Here is a 14,826-nt window from a genome sequence, read left to right as displayed (position 1 = left end):
GGCACACCATGACGATCAGTGCCGAATCCCTGCGGCCCGGGCTCGCGCGGCTCGCCCGCGAGCAGGCGCCGACGATGACACGGCTGCGCGAGGCGCTCGAGATCCTCTACCGCGACCGCGGGGACGGCCGTACCGCCGACGAGATTCTTCAGATCGTCCTGCTCTCCGTCGCCCGCGCCCACGAGCGTCGCACCCAGGGGGCGCTCGACAGCCTCAACCGAGCCCTCGGACGGATCCTGGGGGACGTCGAGGCCACCAGGCGGACCGGTGGGGCGCCGGCGACGCTGCGCGAACGCCCGCTGCGCGAGGCGGACCTGGCGGTCATCGCGGACGCCACGGAGGATCTGATGCGCTTCGAGGACGCGGTGAAGCGCCAGATCGCCGAGCACGACGAAGCGCTCAGCCACGCGGTCGCGGACGCGCTGCCGAGAACCGGGCCCGCTCCCGTGGTCCCGTTGCGCGGCGCGCTGTCGCTCGGGGAGGAGGTGCGGTCACAGGCCCGCCAGACGCTCGCGGCCTGGGCGGCGGGACGGACGGTTCCGGAACGCGGCGTCTCGTACGTCGTCAGCGACCCGAAGGCGCTGGCCCCGGCGATGGAACGGCTGCTGCGCGCGCTCGAGGCGTACCGCCGCAACCCCGGCCGGGACGCCGCCTCGGCGGCCGAGGCAGCCGCCCGGCTCCAGCGGGAGTGGGCGAGCGCGAACGAGGCGCTGCGGCAGGCGGCCGGCGACTTCGACGTCGTCGTCCACGGCGACGTCCTGCCCGGGCGGGCCCTGCCGCCAGGAGCGGCGCCGCCAGGAACACCGCACCCGGGAGCGGCATCGCGGGTCGGCGCGAGCGCCGAGGCCACGGCGCGGGCGGAGGGGATCCGGACCCGGCTCGCAGCCACCCCGTCCATCGCCGACCTGCCCCGCGCGCAACTGCTCGACGAGCTGCGGCTCGGCGGCCTCGACGTCATCGCCGAGGGCTCGCTGCGGGAGCCGATCGCCCGCGCCGGGTTGGAAAGGGCGCAGCTGAGCCCCGCGCAGATCGCCGCCCTGAAGACCGTGCCGCCGCGGCTTGCCACCCGGCTCGCGAAGCTCCTCGAGCGGTGGCAGCGCGCGCACCTCGTCGGCCCGGGCTTCGGCACCGAGCTCGTCGAGGGGATCATGCTCGCCCCCGAGGGCGTCAACCAGCTCGTCCAGAACAGGGGGTTCGAGGACGCGCTGCGCCGCGCGCACGGGCTCGGCGCGGACGTCCCGCTGACCGCCCGGGCGAAGGGCCGACGCCTGGCCATCCCGTTGCGGGACGGGGCCACCGAGGTGGTCGACGTCCTGGAGTCGGTGCACTACGAGATCCCGCGCGAGGGCCGGGAGCCGATCCGCTTCGACATCACCGTCAGCCCCGACGGGAGCTGGTCGGCCACCCATCACGGCAGCCTCGACGGGTACTGGCCCGCCGACGTCCCGCTGGCGGGCACCCGATGAGCGACCGGTCCTTCGTCGAGGAGTTCCTGCACCTGCCGTCGGCGACACTGCTCGCGCTGCCGCTCGCCGTCCCGCTCTTCGCGGTGAGCCGAATGTCGCTCAGCGAGTCGTACGTGCTGCCCCCCGTGGGGGCCGCGGCGTTCCGGGCGGCGACGACGGCGTCGATCGACACCGTCTCGCTGTCCGCGCTGCTCGTCGGGCCGCAGCGGCTGCTGTGGAAGAAGGACCTCGAGACCGTCGCCGCGGCGAGCCGGACCGGGGCGTCGCTCGGGTTCCTCCCGGACGGCATCACCCTGGTCAGCACCCTCGTCACCCGCACCCACATGCAGGTCACCGAGCTGTCCTTCACCGCCGCCGCGCAGCGGATCGACTGTATCGAGGTGAGCGTGACGTTGCGGCACGTCCCGAAGCCCGGCCCCCTCGACGCGCTCGTCGACCTCGGCGCGACCGCCGTGCTCTCCGCCGTGGAGTTCCTGACATGACCCTGCCCGCTTTGCCCACCCTCCCTGTCCTCCCCGCGGGCTTTCTCGCGCTGCCGCTCGACGCCGCCGGCGGCCTGCCGGCCGCGGCCGGGCTGCCGGCGCCGGACGGCGACCTGCGGGCCGTTGTCGTCGCCGTGGCCGGCGACCTCGCGGCGCTCCTCGGCGCCGCCCCGGACCGCACCGTGTGGACGTCGGCCGCCTGCCTCGAACGCCGTCCGGGCCCCGGGTCCGTCGCGGCGCGGGACCTCCCGGAGCTCGCACGGTCCGTCGCGGCCGCGGCGCTCACCGCGCCGCCCGGGCCCACCCTGTCCGGCGCCGAGGTGCGGGTCGTCGTCCTCGTCGTCGCCGGGCGCCGGGTGCTCGCCGCCGTCCCGCCGCGCCCGGGGCGGCCGGTCGCCGTCCTCGACGCCGGCCGGCTGCGCGGCCACCTGCTCGTCGACGAGGTGACCGTCACCGCCGGGGCGCTCGTCGCCGCCGGGCCCACCGGCGCCCGGCTGTCCGTCGGCTGGCGCACCCTCGCCGCGGCGCCCGCGGCCGAACGATCCATCGCCGGGCAGTCCGTCGCCGGGCGGCTCGCTACCGGACAGCCCGGCGACGGGCCGTCCGTCCGGGAGGAGGATCCCTATGCCGGGCTCGTCTGACGTCGGCTTCGACGCCGGCTGGCGGCTGGACTTCCGGGCCGCGTCGGCCGCGGCCGGCAGCAAACCCCCGGTCAGCGTCGACCGCTCCGGGTACGACGCGGAGATCCAGGTCGTCTTCGAGAGCACGTGGAGCGCGCCCACGTTCACCGTGACGGTCGACGGGATGAGCGGGCAGGACGTCGACGCGATCCTCGGCGGCCCGTACCCCGAGGTCGAGATCGCGCTCGGCTGGCGGGACACCCCGGGCTCGTTCCTCTCCGCCGGCGCCGGCGTGCTCACCGCCGTGGGCCTCGGCCCGGCCCGGACGTCGACCCTGACGGCCGTCCTGGCCGGCCGGATCACCGCGCTCGAACGGACCGCGGGCGACGTCCGCTACCGCACCCGGTTCAGCGGCGTCGACTCCACGTGGGCGCGGCTGCAGCGCTCCTTCGTCTCCGGCACCCCGCTGCCCGCCCAGGGGACCGTCGTGGACTGGCTGCGTGCCCTGCTCGGCTCGCTCACACCCGCGGTCACCGTCGTCGCGGAGGGGAACCACCCGACGATCGACGGCCGGACCGAGCTGCGCGCCGGGGACCGGATCGCGGACGCCGTCCAGGCGCTCGCCCGGAGCGCCTTCCCGGACGCCCCGCACGGCCGGATCCCCGTCCTGCTGCGCGACGGGACGGTGCACGTCGGCACCTGGACCACCAGGCTCACCGGCGCGAACAACCACCCCCTGGACACCGCGACCGGTCTCGTCGACGCGACCCCGGCGCCGTACGAGCACGACGACCCGGCCAGGGACGACCCGTTCGCCACCTCCACCGCCGACGCCTGGGACGTCGTGCTCCTCGGCCGCCCGGGCATCAAGGTGGGGGACGCCGTCACGATCCGCCTCCCGGAGGTGGTGAAGAAGAAGGCGGCGGCGGGCCTCGCCGACTCCGTCGTCGGCGCCCTCGGTGGCGCCGCCGCGCTCGCGGCCCCGATCGTCGGCCTGCTCGCCCCGCCCACCCAGGCGAAACCCCGCGACTTCCGGGTCGTCTCGGTGACGCACACCCTCGGCCGCACCACCGGCTTCACGACGAAACTGCGCGTCGAGGGCGTCGGCGCGGCCGCGAAGCAGCCCGGGCCCACCACCGAGGCGCACCGGGTCGCCGAGACGATCGACGCCCGGATCGGCACGATGGCCCGGTCGCGCCGTGCCGTGGACGCCGGCATCGTCACCGCGCAGTCCGTCGCGGCCTCGGAGCGGCGGCACGCCCAGCGGCTCGATCTCGACGACGGCCTCGCCCAGGCCGCCCCGCCGAACGTCGCCGTCCGCGGCAGGCTCGACTCGCCCGCGACCCGCCTCACGAACAAGCCCTACGTCACACCCTTCGCCTACGGCGGCACCGGGCTCGTCGTCCCGCACTACCCGGGCACCCGGGTCGTGCAGCTCAACCACGACGGCGACCCGCGCAACGCGGTCGTCGCGGGCTGCGTGTGGGACGAGGGGTCCGAGCCGAGCAGCCAGGCCGGCGACTGGTGGCTCACCCTGCCGACGAACGTCGCCCCGGCAACGGACGGGGAGGACGTCACACCGGCACCGGACGGCAGGAGCGCCGCACCGGCGCCGGACGGCAGGGTGGCGAGCGACCTCGTCGACGCCAAGGGCGCCCGCGTCGTCAACGTCCTCGGCTTCGAGCTCACCGTCGGCGAGGACTCGATGCCGAATGTGGGCAAACGCCCCGACACCCCCGCCGCCGGCGTCCTCACCGTGAAGACGAAGAAGGGCAACGCGTCGATCTCCATCGACGCCGACGGCAACATCACGATCTCCACCGACAAGGAGATCCGGCTCAACGGAGAGAAGGTTGTCATGACGGTGAAGACCGGCGTCGAGGTGAACAAGGGGACGGCTTGAGCGCCGACCCGGGCGTGACCGCGCCGCCCGACAGCGCCGGTGCCCGGGCCGTCCTCGGCCGGGCTGTTCTCGGCCGGGGCCTCGCGCTCGTTCCCGTCCCGGGCGGGCAGCCCGCGGTGGACCTGGCGTGGGGGGCCGGCGGGCCACGGCTCGTCGAAGGCCCGGACAACCTCGCCCAGGATCTCGCGGTCGCCCTGCTCACCCCGGTCGGCAGCGACCCGTTCGACGTCGGCTTCGGGTTCGACGGCCTGCGGGTGCTCGCGCTCGCCCTCGGGCCGCTGCTGCGCGACCAGCTGCTGCGCGTCGCCGTCGTGCGGACCCTGCTCGCCGACGCGCGGGTCGTGGACGTCGTGGACGTCACCCTCGAGCCGCTCGATGCCAGCCGGCGCCAGGTCGTGCGCGCCACGGTGCGGACCGTCCTCGGCACCGACGTACCCATGACCCTCGGAGAGGTGGACCTCGGATGACCGACCCGACGACCGGCACGGACCTCGACGCGCTCGCCCGCAGTACTGCGAGCGGCCTCGACCACGGCGTGACCGCGGCCGGCTTCGTGCCCAAGCCGGTCGGGCGCATCCTCGACGAGAAGATCGCCCTCGCCCGGGCGCTCTTCGGCGCCGACGTCGACCTGACCTCCGGCAGCGTGCTGCGCACCCTGCTGGAGCTCGTCAGCGTCGAGGACGCCCGGATGTGGAGCCACCTCGGCCTCGTCTTCGACGACTCCTTCGTCTCGACGGCCACCGGGGAGGCGCTGTCCCGGCTCGGCGCCGAGCTCGGCCTGACCCGCCCGTTCCACCGCGCGACCGGCACCGTCAGGCTCGCGCTGGCCGGCGACCTGCCGCCGGAGGTCCCACAGCTCACGCTGCCGCGCGGCAGCCGGCTGCGGTCCCGCGGCGGCACGTCGGTGTTCCTCGCCGACCCGGTCCGGCTCGACGGTGTGACCCGGAGCGTGACCGCAGCGGTCACCGCGTTCGAGCCCGGCCCGGGCGGCGACCTCGACCCGGCGGCACAGGTCGACGGCGACACCCCGGGCCGCATCGACGCCTTCGACCCGGCGGACGCCAGGACGTCGGGCGCGGCCGCGCTCGTCACCGCCGGGACGCTGACGATCACCCACGGTGAAAAGCTTGCGGGCGGCAGCCTCACCTGGTCCGACGAGACCTACCGGGACCTGCTGCTCGCCTACCCGCGCACGCTGTGGACGCCGGACGCCCTGCGGGTCGCGGTGTCGCTCGTCCCCGGGGTCCGGCAGGTCCTCGTCAGGGACCTCTACGGCGGCCTCGACGTCAACCAGTCGATCTACGGCAACTTCTCCTTCGCGGAGCGGCTCTTCAGCGAGCAGCGCAGCCTCGGGAACCCCTACTACGTCACGGTTCTCGTCGCCCCCGACGAGTCCGTCGTCTGGGACGGGCCCGGCCAGCTCGCCGACCGGGTGCGCCAGGCCGTCGACACGGTCCGGCCGATCGGCATCGCGCCGTCCATCGAGCAGGCGCTCCAGGTCGGGGTCGGCCTGCGGGTCCGGCTCTCGCTGGACGGTCTCGCGGCGTCCGACACCGGGACGTCGGCCGGCACCACCGCGCTCGTCGGCCGGATCGTCGACCGGATCCGGCGCTACGTCGGCCGGCTGCGGATCGGCGAGCCGGTCCGGTACAGCGAGGCGATGTGGGCGGTGATGAACGAGCCGGGCGTCGCCGACGCCCGCGACCTGCGCCTGCTGCGCTACCCGCCCCGGCTGACCGACGCCGTCCTCGGCGCCGGTCAGCCGTACGGCGTCCAGGAGTTCGGCGTCGGCGAGGACGTGACGATCGGGCCCGCCGAAGTGCCGGTGCTGGTCACCGACCCGTCCGACGTCGTGGTGGCGTGATGAGCCGGGGCAGCGACCGGCCGGTCGAGGCCGCGGGCCTGCGCGCCGCCCTCGACCTGCTCACCCCGCCGTACGCCGCGGCCGCCGGGGCGCACGGCGTCCCGCTCGTCGACGGCGTCGTCGACGTCCCGGCGACGCGGGCGCCCGCGGTCCTCGTCCGGCTCCGGGTGCCACTCGAGCGGCGGGCGGTCGTCGTCCGCCGCGACGGTGTGCCGGCCACGCCGCCGGCCGTGTTCACCGCGTGGTCGGCGGCCGGATCGCTGCTGCCGCTCCTCGTCCCCGACCTGCCCGGAGGTCCGGACGGGCAGGACGGGCAGGACGGGCAGGACACTGTGGGGCCGCTGCGCCTCACGGTCACCGTCCGTGTCGTCGACGGGCCTGCGGCGCACGACCCGTCGACCGCGCTCGCCGCGGCGGCCGCCGGCACGGACCTCGCCGCCGCGGCCGCCGCCGGCCTCGTCGAGACGGTCGTCGTCGAGGGCCGGCTGGCCCGGACCGTATACCTGCTCACCGCGGAGAAGCAGCGGATCGCCGCCGTCGCCCGCGAGATCGCGGCATCCCGGCACGTCTCGCTCGCGCGCTCCGGCGCGCTCGACCGGACCGGCGCCGACCACGGCGTCCCCCGGTTCGCCGGCGAGGACGACGACGCCTACCGCGCCCGGCTGCGGATGGTGACGTCCTGGCGGCTGGCCACCCCGGCCGGCTTCGAACAGGCCCTCAACGGCGTCCCGGACGGCTCCGCGGACGGCGGCCCGAACACCGGCCTGCCGTCGGCGGTCGGGGTCGACGCCCGGTTCCGGATCGTCGACGAGGTCGACCGGCTCGCCGTCGCGGTGCGGATGGTCGAGGTCGTCCCACCCGGCGGGGCCGGCGGCGGATGGCGGCGACGGTTCGGCGAACTCGCCCGCGCCGGGCTGCTCCTCGACCTTGAGACGCCGCCGGCGGCCCGGCTGCCGGACGCCACCCGGACCCGGCTGCTCGAGGTCCGGCAGGTGCTGCGCGCCAACCTCGACCGGGCCCAGCCGGTCACCGAGCGGCGCTACCTCGCCGCCGTCGTCGCGACGTCCCTCGCGCGGGCGGTGCGCGTCCTGGAGACGCTCACCGGATCCGGCGCGCTCACCCTGCGCTCGGCGATGACCGAGGACGTCGACCCGCGGCTCGACCTCGGGCTCGGGGTCGCCGTCGACCCGCTCGACCCGGCCCGGGTGGACGCCGCGGTGGCCGCGGCCCGCGACGCCCAGCAGTCCGCCGCGGCCGGCATCGACCCGGGGCTGGCCGGGCCGCCGGACGTCGTCGGCGCCGTCCTCGGCGCGCGGGTCCGCGACCGCGCCGACGACCCGGCCGCGCGCTGGCTGTTCGCCGCGGCGGGCCTCGACGCCACCCCGCTCGAGGACGGCTCGCTGCACCTGACGTCACTGCCGTCGCAGGGGCTCGTCATCGAAGGCCCCGGCGTGCTCGAGGCCGGCGCGTCGGCCAGCTACACCGCGCGGATCCACGGCGGTGGGTCTGGCCGCAACGTCCTCGTCGACGAGGCGTGGGCCAGGGCCGCGCCGAACCTCGCACACGGCGGGTCGCCCCCGGACGCCCTCACCCCGGCGACCCTCGACGCCCTCCTCGAACAGATCGCGACCGGCGTCCCGGGTATCCCCGAGGCGCTGCGACCGCTCGTCGGCGACGGGCTCGTCCCCGCGGCCGCCGACCAGTTCGCCGCGCGGGTCCGGGAGGCGTACGACGCGGACCTGCTCCTCGGCGTCGTCGTCGACCCGCACCTGAGGGCCTCGCGCCGGACGGCCCGGCGGTGGCCGCGGCCCGGCAGGCGCTTGTCGCCGACCTCGCGGCGCTCACCGCGGCCGGCTTCCACGCCGTGCGGGTGCTGCCGCATCCGGACGGCACCGACGTGCTCGTGCTCGCGTCCGTCTCGACGCTGCCCGGCGGGTCGAACCGGCCGGGCGAGCCCGCGCCCGCCGCATACCGCTGGTACGTCACCCCGTTCCCCCCGCCGGACCCGTCAGCGCCCAGGCCGCCGCTTCTCGAGCGGCCGGCCGACGCCCTCGGTGGCGGGATCCCCGGTGGCGGGATCCTCGGGCTGTCGCGGCTCGACCCGGAGGCGTTCGACTGGTCGTTCCGCCAGGGCGGGCCGCGGCTGCGCCGGCCGTTGCGCTGGGCTCCCGCGCCGCTGGAGATCCGCCGCGGGCTCGGCGGCCGGGCGGAGCTCGTCGGCACCCGGCCGGGCGTCGCGCTCGTCGTGTGTGTCGCGTACGTCCGGCGCGGCGCGGCCGACCCGTACGAGGTCCGGGTCGAGCTGCCCGACGGCGCGGTCCTCGACCTCGACCAGTACGGCTACGTGATGAACCTCCTTGAGGAGCTGTGCCCGCTCGGGGTGGAGATCAACACCTTCCAGCTCCGGCGCGACCATGTTTCGCCGGACGGCGGGCCGCCGCAGTTCCTCTCCGGCCGGGTCTCCCGCGGGTACACCCGGTTCCGCCGCCGCCGCGCCGTCGGCACCGAGCGGTACGGGCCGCCCGGCTGAGCCGGGCTGGACGATCACGCACCGACCGCCGTCCGCACCCGAGAAGAACGTCGTCCGCCGCCCGGAGCCGTCCGCCCTCCGGGCCCGTCCGACGCAGAGCCAGGAGGCCCGCCGTGCCGCAACCGATCTCGTTCCTCGACAGGGACATCCTCGTCAACGGCGTCTCGACCCAGCAGGTCGCCGGGACGCTCAAGTCCGCTGGGCTCGCCGAGTCGAAGATCGGCGAGATCCTCGGCTGGTGGATCGTCGGGGCGACCGGCAACTCCCGGCCCGCGCCGTTCGACTTCGCGACCGACGTGCAGACCGTCGACCCGGACACCGTCGTCACGTACACACGCACCTTCGCGCACACCGACTGGGTCGACGGCGAGGACCGGGTGCAGGCCTCCGCGACCCCCGAGGAGCTCGGTTTCAACGCGCGCTTCCACGCGATCGAGAACGAGTTCGACGCCGTCCACGACCAGTTCGTCCGGCTCGCGGCGGCGGTGCGGGAACTGCGCTCCGACCTCGTCGGCGTCGTCCACGAGCTGGAGAGCAAGATCACAGCGCTGCAGAACGACCTGTTCGACCTGCGGTCCCAGACGGCCCCGCGTCCGCAGGCACCGGGCAACCTCGGCGTCCTCGGCACGGTCAAGATCGCCGACAGGACGGCCTTCATCGCCCAGACCGGCAATGACTTCCAGCTTGTCGAGTTCGCCGGTACCACCCTCGGGGAAGCAGTCAAGATCAAGCCGCAGATCGGCAACACCGGCATCGTGTTCCGGCCCCAGGACGCGAGACCCGACGAGGTGGTCCGGACCGTGGCCGGCCTGGAGGACCTGATGACCGTGCCGACGGTCAGGGAGGTCGTCGAGCGCCCGGGCGCCACCGTCGCCGACCTGCGCGCCGTCGTCGGCGGCGCGGTGCTGTCGAACGGGGTCACCGCGGCCTCCGTGCTCGCCGCGCTCCCGGCGGACCAGCAGCTCGGTGGTGTCGCCTCGACCGTCCAGCTCGTGACCGGTGACGTCGTCTCGCGGCTGCCGCGGGAGACGGCGACGGCGGTGCTCGGTCAGGTCGTCGTCGACCCGGCGGTCGCGAACACCCCGGCCGGTGACCTCGGGACGGCGTCCGGCGCGGTCGTCGGGCTCGGGTCCGGGATCGTCGGCGCGCTCGCGGGCGCCGGGGTCGACACGACGGTCGCAGGCCTCGCCCGCCTCGGCACGACGGACATCGCCCGGCAGCTCGCCACGACCGGGGTGGCGGTGAACAACGACGCGCTGCGGGACGCCGTGGCGCGTAGCCGGATCGTCGCCGCCTTCGGCGCGCCGCGCTGACCATGGCCGGCGCAGCGGCCGCCCGGCCGACCGACGTCTCGGCGACGGCCGGCTCGTCGCCGTATACCGGGGCGACGAGCGGGACCTGGACCGCGGGCACCCCACAGCTCACAACGTCCGACGTGCTGTCGAGCGACGGCCAGGCGATCGTTGTCGGGGCCAGCTGCTCGTTCACGTTCTCCGGGACGAACGGGCAGACGAACGTGAACGGCAGCTCGACAGTGACCCTCGAGCCCGGCGGCCGAGCGCTCACGGCCGCCGGGGTGTGTCCGCTCGTGGATGGTGACTCTGCCAGGGATTCCTTCGGCAACACGGTCTTCGTGGCATCGAACGCCTCGCTGGTGACGGACTGACCCGCTGTTCACCCCGATGCCGGAACGCCCGGTTCGGGTCGCGTCGTCGCGCGGGTGGCCACCGGTGCGCTCCGCTGGAACCGAGCACCGCCCGCCCGCGATTTCGATCTTGCTGGGGGTCGTCGGGACCGCTGTGTCCAGCAACGGCCGTGCCTGCCACTGGAACGCGGGCCCTACCCAATATGGATCAAGATAACGTGCCTTCTGGATTCTTGACTGATTCCAGAAAACGGGCCAGGGTCGGGGACGTGACTACGGCCTTGGACTTCCGGCAGGCACTGCGCGGGGCCGTCCTGCGTGCGACCCGTCCTCGGATGGCGGTGCTGAGCGCGGTGCACGCGCATCCGCGTGCCGGCACGGACTCACTCGTCGGCGAGGCACCCTGCCTGGCCGCGTCCGGCGACCGCGGCTTCTCGATCGACGAGGCCGAGGTCATCTGCTGGGGCCTGTGTACCGGCTGTTCCCCGCACGCAGTTGCTGACCGCCCCTGATCCGCCTAGGCCCGGGAGGAATCTCAATGTCCGAGAACCACGATGCGGTCATACCCGACACGAATACGGAGAGTGGCGGCCAGTGTCCGGCCGCGAACGGGCGTGCCTCGCACCCCACCCAGGGCGGCGGGAACCGCGGCTGGTGGCCGAACCGGCTCAACCTCAGGATCCTTGCCAAGAACCCCGACGTGGCAAATCCCCTCGGCAAGGAGTTCAACTACGCCGAGGCGTTCAGGACCCTCGACCTCGCCGCCGTGAAGCGGGACATCGAGCAGGTCCTGACGACCTCGCAGGACTGGTGGCCGGCTGACTACGGCCACTACGGCCCGCTCATAATCCGGCTGGCGTGGCACAGCGCGGGCACGTACCGCATCAGCGACGGTCGCGGTGGTGCCGGTGCCGGCCAGCAGCGCTTCGCGCCCCTCAACAGCTGGCCGGACAACGCGAACCTCGACAAGGGCCGCCGTCTGCTGTGGCCGGTCAAGAAGAAGTACGGCCAGCAGCTCTCCTGGGCCGACCTGTTCGTCCTCGCCGGCAACGTCGCCCTGGAGTCGCTGGGCTTCACGACCTTCGGCTTCGCCGGTGGCCGTGAGGACGTCTGGGAGCCTGACGAGGACGTCTACTGGGGCCCCGAGAGCGTCTGGCTCGGCGACGAGCGCTACACCGGCGAACGGGAGCTCGAGAACCCCCTCGCCGCGGTCCAGATGGGCCTCATCTACGTCAACCCGGAGGGCCCGAACGGTGCCCCGGACCCGATCGCCGCGGCACGGGACATCCGCGAGACGTTCCGCCGGATGGCGATGAACGACGAGGAGACGGTCGCCCTGATCGCCGGCGGCCACACCTTCGGCAAGACCCACGGCGCGGCCGACGCGGACCGGTACGTCGGCCCGGAGCCCGAGGCCGCTCCCATCGAGGAGCAGAGCCTCGGCTGGAAGAACACCTTCGGCACCGGCAAGGGCGGCGACACGATCACCAGCGGGCTCGAGGGCGCGTGGACACCCACCCCGGTGACCTGGGACAACAGCTTCCTCGAGACCCTGTTCGGCTACGAGTGGGAGCTGACCAGGAGCCCCGCCGGCGCGTACCAGTGGAAGCCGAAGGACGGTGCCGGCGCCGGCACCGTCCCCGACGCCCACGACCCGTCGAAGCGCCACGCCCCGACGGCGCTGACGACGGACCTCTCCCTCCGGTTCGACCCGATCTACGAGCCCATCGCGCGGCGCTTCCTGGAACACCCGGACCAGTTCGCGGACGCGTTCGCCCGGGCCTGGTTCAAGCTGACGCACCGCGACCTGGGGCCGATCTCGCGTTACCTTGGCCCGGAGGTCCCGACCGAGCCGCTGCTGTGGCAGGACCCGGTCCCGCCGGTGACCCACGAGCTCGTCGACGCTGGGGACATCGCCACCCTCAAGAGCCAGATCCTCGCCTCGGACCTGTCGGTCTCACAGCTGGTCAGGACCACGTGGGCGGCGGCCGCGTCGTTCCGCGGCAGCGACAAGCGCGGCGGCGCCAACGGCGCGCGCATCCGCCTCGAGCCGCAGCGCAACTGGGAGGTCAACGAGCCCGACCAGCTGGCGACGGTCCTGCGCACCCTGACAGGGATCCAGGAGGCCTTCAACGCGGCCCAGACCGGTGGCAAGCGGGTCTCACTTGCCGACCTGATCGTGCTTGCCGGTGACGCGGCGGTCGAGCGGGCCGCCAAGAACGCCGGCTTCGACGTCGAGGTCCCCTTCACGCCAGGACGGACCGACGCGTCGCAGGAGCAGACCGACGTGGAGTCGTTCGCCGTGCTCGAGCCGACCGCGGACGGATTCCGCAACTACCTCGGGAAGGGCCACCGGCTGCCGGCCGAGTTCCTTCTGATCGATCGGGCGAACCTGCTGACCCTGAGCGCCCCCGAGCTGACGGTCCTCATCGGTGGTCTGCGTGTCCTGGGTGCGAACTACAGGCAGTCGCCGCTCGGCGTCCTCACCACGACCCCCGAGACGCTGTCCAACGACTTCTTCGTCAACCTGCTCGACCTGGGCACGACGTGGCAGCCGACGTCCGAGGACGCGAACACCTTCGAGGGCCGCGACAGTGCCACGGGCGAGGTCAGGTGGACTGCCAGCCGCGTCGACCTCATCTTCGGCTCGAACTCCGAACTGCGCGCGCTCGCGGAGGTCTACGCGAGCGACGACGCGCGGGAGAAGTTCGTGCACGACTTCGTCGCGGCATGGACCAAGGTGACGAACCTCGACCGGTTCGACCTCGTCTGATCCTGTTCTGCTCCTGACCTGACCCTGGCGTCCCGGTCGGTCGGCCGGTCGGCTCGCGCCGGCCCCCTCCGACCGGGATGTTTCCGTTCATGTGCGGCTCGGTCGGCCGCGGCCGTCACCGTGCCGCGGCCTGGCCGTGTCCGGCCGGCGTTTGGGCGGGGCGGTCCTCTGATTCGGGTCCGGGGGCGCGATTCTGTCGTCGGTGCGGGTCCGGTTTCTGGATACAGTATGTGCGGCTACACATGGCTATGTGTGCCACAGTCGCGACCTGGAGGGCGAGCTCGGGCCCGGCTGCCTCAGGCGCGGTTCGTCCATGGAGGGCTCGGGTCGTCATGCGTCTTCACGTGGGATGCGCGATGTGGACGCACAAGTCGTGGCAGGGACGTTTTCTGGCGCATCCGCTCCCGTCTCACGAACGCCTGCGGCACTATGCCGGCTGGTGCAACGCGGTCGAAGGAAACACGACGTTCTATGCGACCCCGGCCAGGGACACCGTGGCCTCGTGGGCGCGGCAGACCAGCGCCGACTTCCGGTTCGTGATCAAGCTGCCAAAGGTCATCACACACGAACGCCGTCTCACGGACACCGACGAGGCACTGCACGCCTTCCTGACGGCGATCGAGCCGCTCGGCCCGCGGGCCCACGCCCTCTGGATACAGCTGCCAGGATCGTTCACCCCCGCCGACGTCCCCGCGCTCGCTCGTTTTCTCCACCGGCTCACCAGGTCCCACCGGTACGCCGTGGAGGTCCGTCACCCCGTCTTCTTCAACGACCCCCGCGCGGCGCGGCTTCTCGAAGGAGCGCTTGCCACCGTGGCCGCCGAATGGATTCCATTCGACACCACCGCGTTCTTTCGGAGCCCGCCAAGCAGCGACGCCGAACGGGAGGCGTGGACGAAGAAACCACGCCTGCCACTGCGATCGCTCGCGTTGACCGACCGGCCGATCGTCCGCTACCTCGGCCGCGACGCCGCGGAGCGGACGATCGAAGGCTGGCAGCACTGGACTGACACTGTCGTCGAGTGGCTGCGCGAGGGCCGGTCACCCACCGTTTTTGTGCACACCCCGGACAATGCCGACGCGCCGCTGCTCGCCCGCCGTTTCCACGACGAGGTTCGGGTACGCGTACCCGAGCTCGACGCGCTGCCCCAGCCGATACCAACCGAGCCCCTGACCCTCTTCTGACGCGGCACAAGGAGGGGTGGGGTCGCCGTCACTGATCGACGAGATCGTGCGCACGGGCGCGCGGGGCGGATGCCGGCTGCGGCCGTTGGGGGCGGAGATTGGATCTTTACCTGGCCCGGTTGGTCGGTGAGCGGAGTGGCCAGCGCCGGTGACTGGTCGTGCGCAACGATCACGTCCAGCCCCGGCATCCTCCCCGCCGTGACCTGCTCGGTGGGCCTGACCGCACGACAGCCGGTCCCGGGCGGCTCACAGGCTCGCGACGGAAGGTCCTCGTCCCCGACCACGCGATGACGGTTTGCCGTTCTCTTCCTGACTCCCGGTCATCATTTCTGATGATTTTGGAGTAGAAATCAGGTATT

General features: G+C 73.7%; 13 protein-coding genes. All 13 read left to right on the top strand.

The genetic code is table 11. The features are described 5' to 3' along the window. Positions 1-8: 8 nt before the first annotated feature. The 13 genes from FSYMDG_RS17130 to FSYMDG_RS17070 all read left to right on the top strand — a co-directional run bounded on the left by FSYMDG_RS17130 (position 9) and on the right by FSYMDG_RS17070 (position 14,467). Positions 9-1,466, top strand: a complete 1,458-nt coding sequence (locus FSYMDG_RS17130; protein WP_013874649.1) for a polymorphic toxin type 4 domain-containing protein — start codon at positions 9-11, stop codon at positions 1,464-1,466. After that, the gene (locus FSYMDG_RS25395) at positions 1,463-1,948 is read left to right on the top strand and encodes a hypothetical protein (RefSeq protein WP_013874648.1); all 486 of its coding nucleotides are present in this window, start codon (positions 1,463-1,465) and stop codon (positions 1,946-1,948) included. Before FSYMDG_RS17130 ends, FSYMDG_RS25395 begins: the two co-directional genes overlap by 4 nt. Continuing rightward, positions 1,945-2,589 carry a hypothetical protein gene (locus tag FSYMDG_RS17120; protein ID WP_013874647.1) on the top strand — a complete coding sequence of 215 codons (645 nt, stop codon included), beginning with the start codon at positions 1,945-1,947 and terminating at the stop codon, positions 2,587-2,589. Before FSYMDG_RS25395 ends, FSYMDG_RS17120 begins: the two co-directional genes overlap by 4 nt. Continuing rightward, positions 2,573-4,471 carry a hypothetical protein gene (locus tag FSYMDG_RS17115; protein ID WP_013874646.1) on the top strand — a complete coding sequence of 633 codons (1,899 nt, stop codon included), beginning with the start codon at positions 2,573-2,575 and terminating at the stop codon, positions 4,469-4,471. The genes FSYMDG_RS17120 and FSYMDG_RS17115 overlap by 17 nt, the downstream gene beginning before the upstream one ends. Then, a complete protein-coding gene (locus FSYMDG_RS17110; protein ID WP_013874645.1) occupies positions 4,468-4,938 on the top strand; it encodes a hypothetical protein in 471 nt (156 codons plus the stop codon). The genes FSYMDG_RS17115 and FSYMDG_RS17110 overlap by 4 nt, the downstream gene beginning before the upstream one ends. Beyond that, positions 4,935-6,335 carry a hypothetical protein gene (locus FSYMDG_RS17105; RefSeq protein WP_013874644.1) on the top strand — a complete coding sequence of 467 codons (1,401 nt, stop codon included), beginning with the start codon at positions 4,935-4,937 and terminating at the stop codon, positions 6,333-6,335. Before FSYMDG_RS17110 ends, FSYMDG_RS17105 begins: the two co-directional genes overlap by 4 nt. Beyond that, positions 6,335-8,683, top strand: coding sequence for a hypothetical protein (locus FSYMDG_RS17100; protein WP_013874643.1), 2,349 nt, complete (start codon positions 6,335-6,337; stop codon positions 8,681-8,683). The genes FSYMDG_RS17105 and FSYMDG_RS17100 overlap by 1 nt, the downstream gene beginning before the upstream one ends. Beyond that, on the top strand, positions 8,683-8,865 hold the full coding sequence (locus tag FSYMDG_RS26905) for a hypothetical protein (RefSeq protein ID WP_165001450.1): 183 nt from the start codon (positions 8,683-8,685) through the stop codon (positions 8,863-8,865). The genes FSYMDG_RS17100 and FSYMDG_RS26905 overlap by 1 nt, the downstream gene beginning before the upstream one ends. Positions 8,866-8,978: 113 nt before the next feature. Next, positions 8,979-10,178, top strand: a complete 1,200-nt coding sequence (locus FSYMDG_RS17090) for a hypothetical protein (protein ID WP_013874642.1) — start codon at positions 8,979-8,981, stop codon at positions 10,176-10,178. 2 nt (positions 10,179-10,180) lie between these two features. Then, the gene (locus tag FSYMDG_RS17085) at positions 10,181-10,531 is read left to right on the top strand and encodes a hypothetical protein (RefSeq protein WP_013874641.1); all 351 of its coding nucleotides are present in this window, start codon (positions 10,181-10,183) and stop codon (positions 10,529-10,531) included. A gap of 248 nt (positions 10,532-10,779) precedes the next feature. Further along, positions 10,780-11,022 (top strand): hypothetical protein, encoded by a 243-nt coding sequence (locus tag FSYMDG_RS17080; protein ID WP_013874640.1) that lies wholly within the window; start codon positions 10,780-10,782, stop codon positions 11,020-11,022. Between the two features lie 26 nt (positions 11,023-11,048). Then, the gene (gene katG / locus FSYMDG_RS17075; RefSeq protein ID WP_013874639.1) at positions 11,049-13,283 is read left to right on the top strand and encodes a catalase/peroxidase HPI; all 2,235 of its coding nucleotides are present in this window, start codon (positions 11,049-11,051) and stop codon (positions 13,281-13,283) included. Positions 13,284-13,615: 332 nt separating this feature from the next. Beyond that, on the top strand, positions 13,616-14,467 hold the full coding sequence (locus tag FSYMDG_RS17070; RefSeq protein WP_013874638.1) for a DUF72 domain-containing protein: 852 nt from the start codon (positions 13,616-13,618) through the stop codon (positions 14,465-14,467). The last annotated feature ends 359 nt before the right edge of the window (positions 14,468-14,826 follow it).

Source organism: Candidatus Protofrankia datiscae (assembly GCF_000177615.2).
Lineage (GTDB): Bacteria > Actinomycetota > Actinomycetes > Frankiales > Frankiaceae > Protofrankia > Protofrankia coriariae.
The sequence above is the reverse complement of the archived record's forward strand: the minus strand, read 5'-3'. Positions and strand labels throughout refer to the sequence as shown.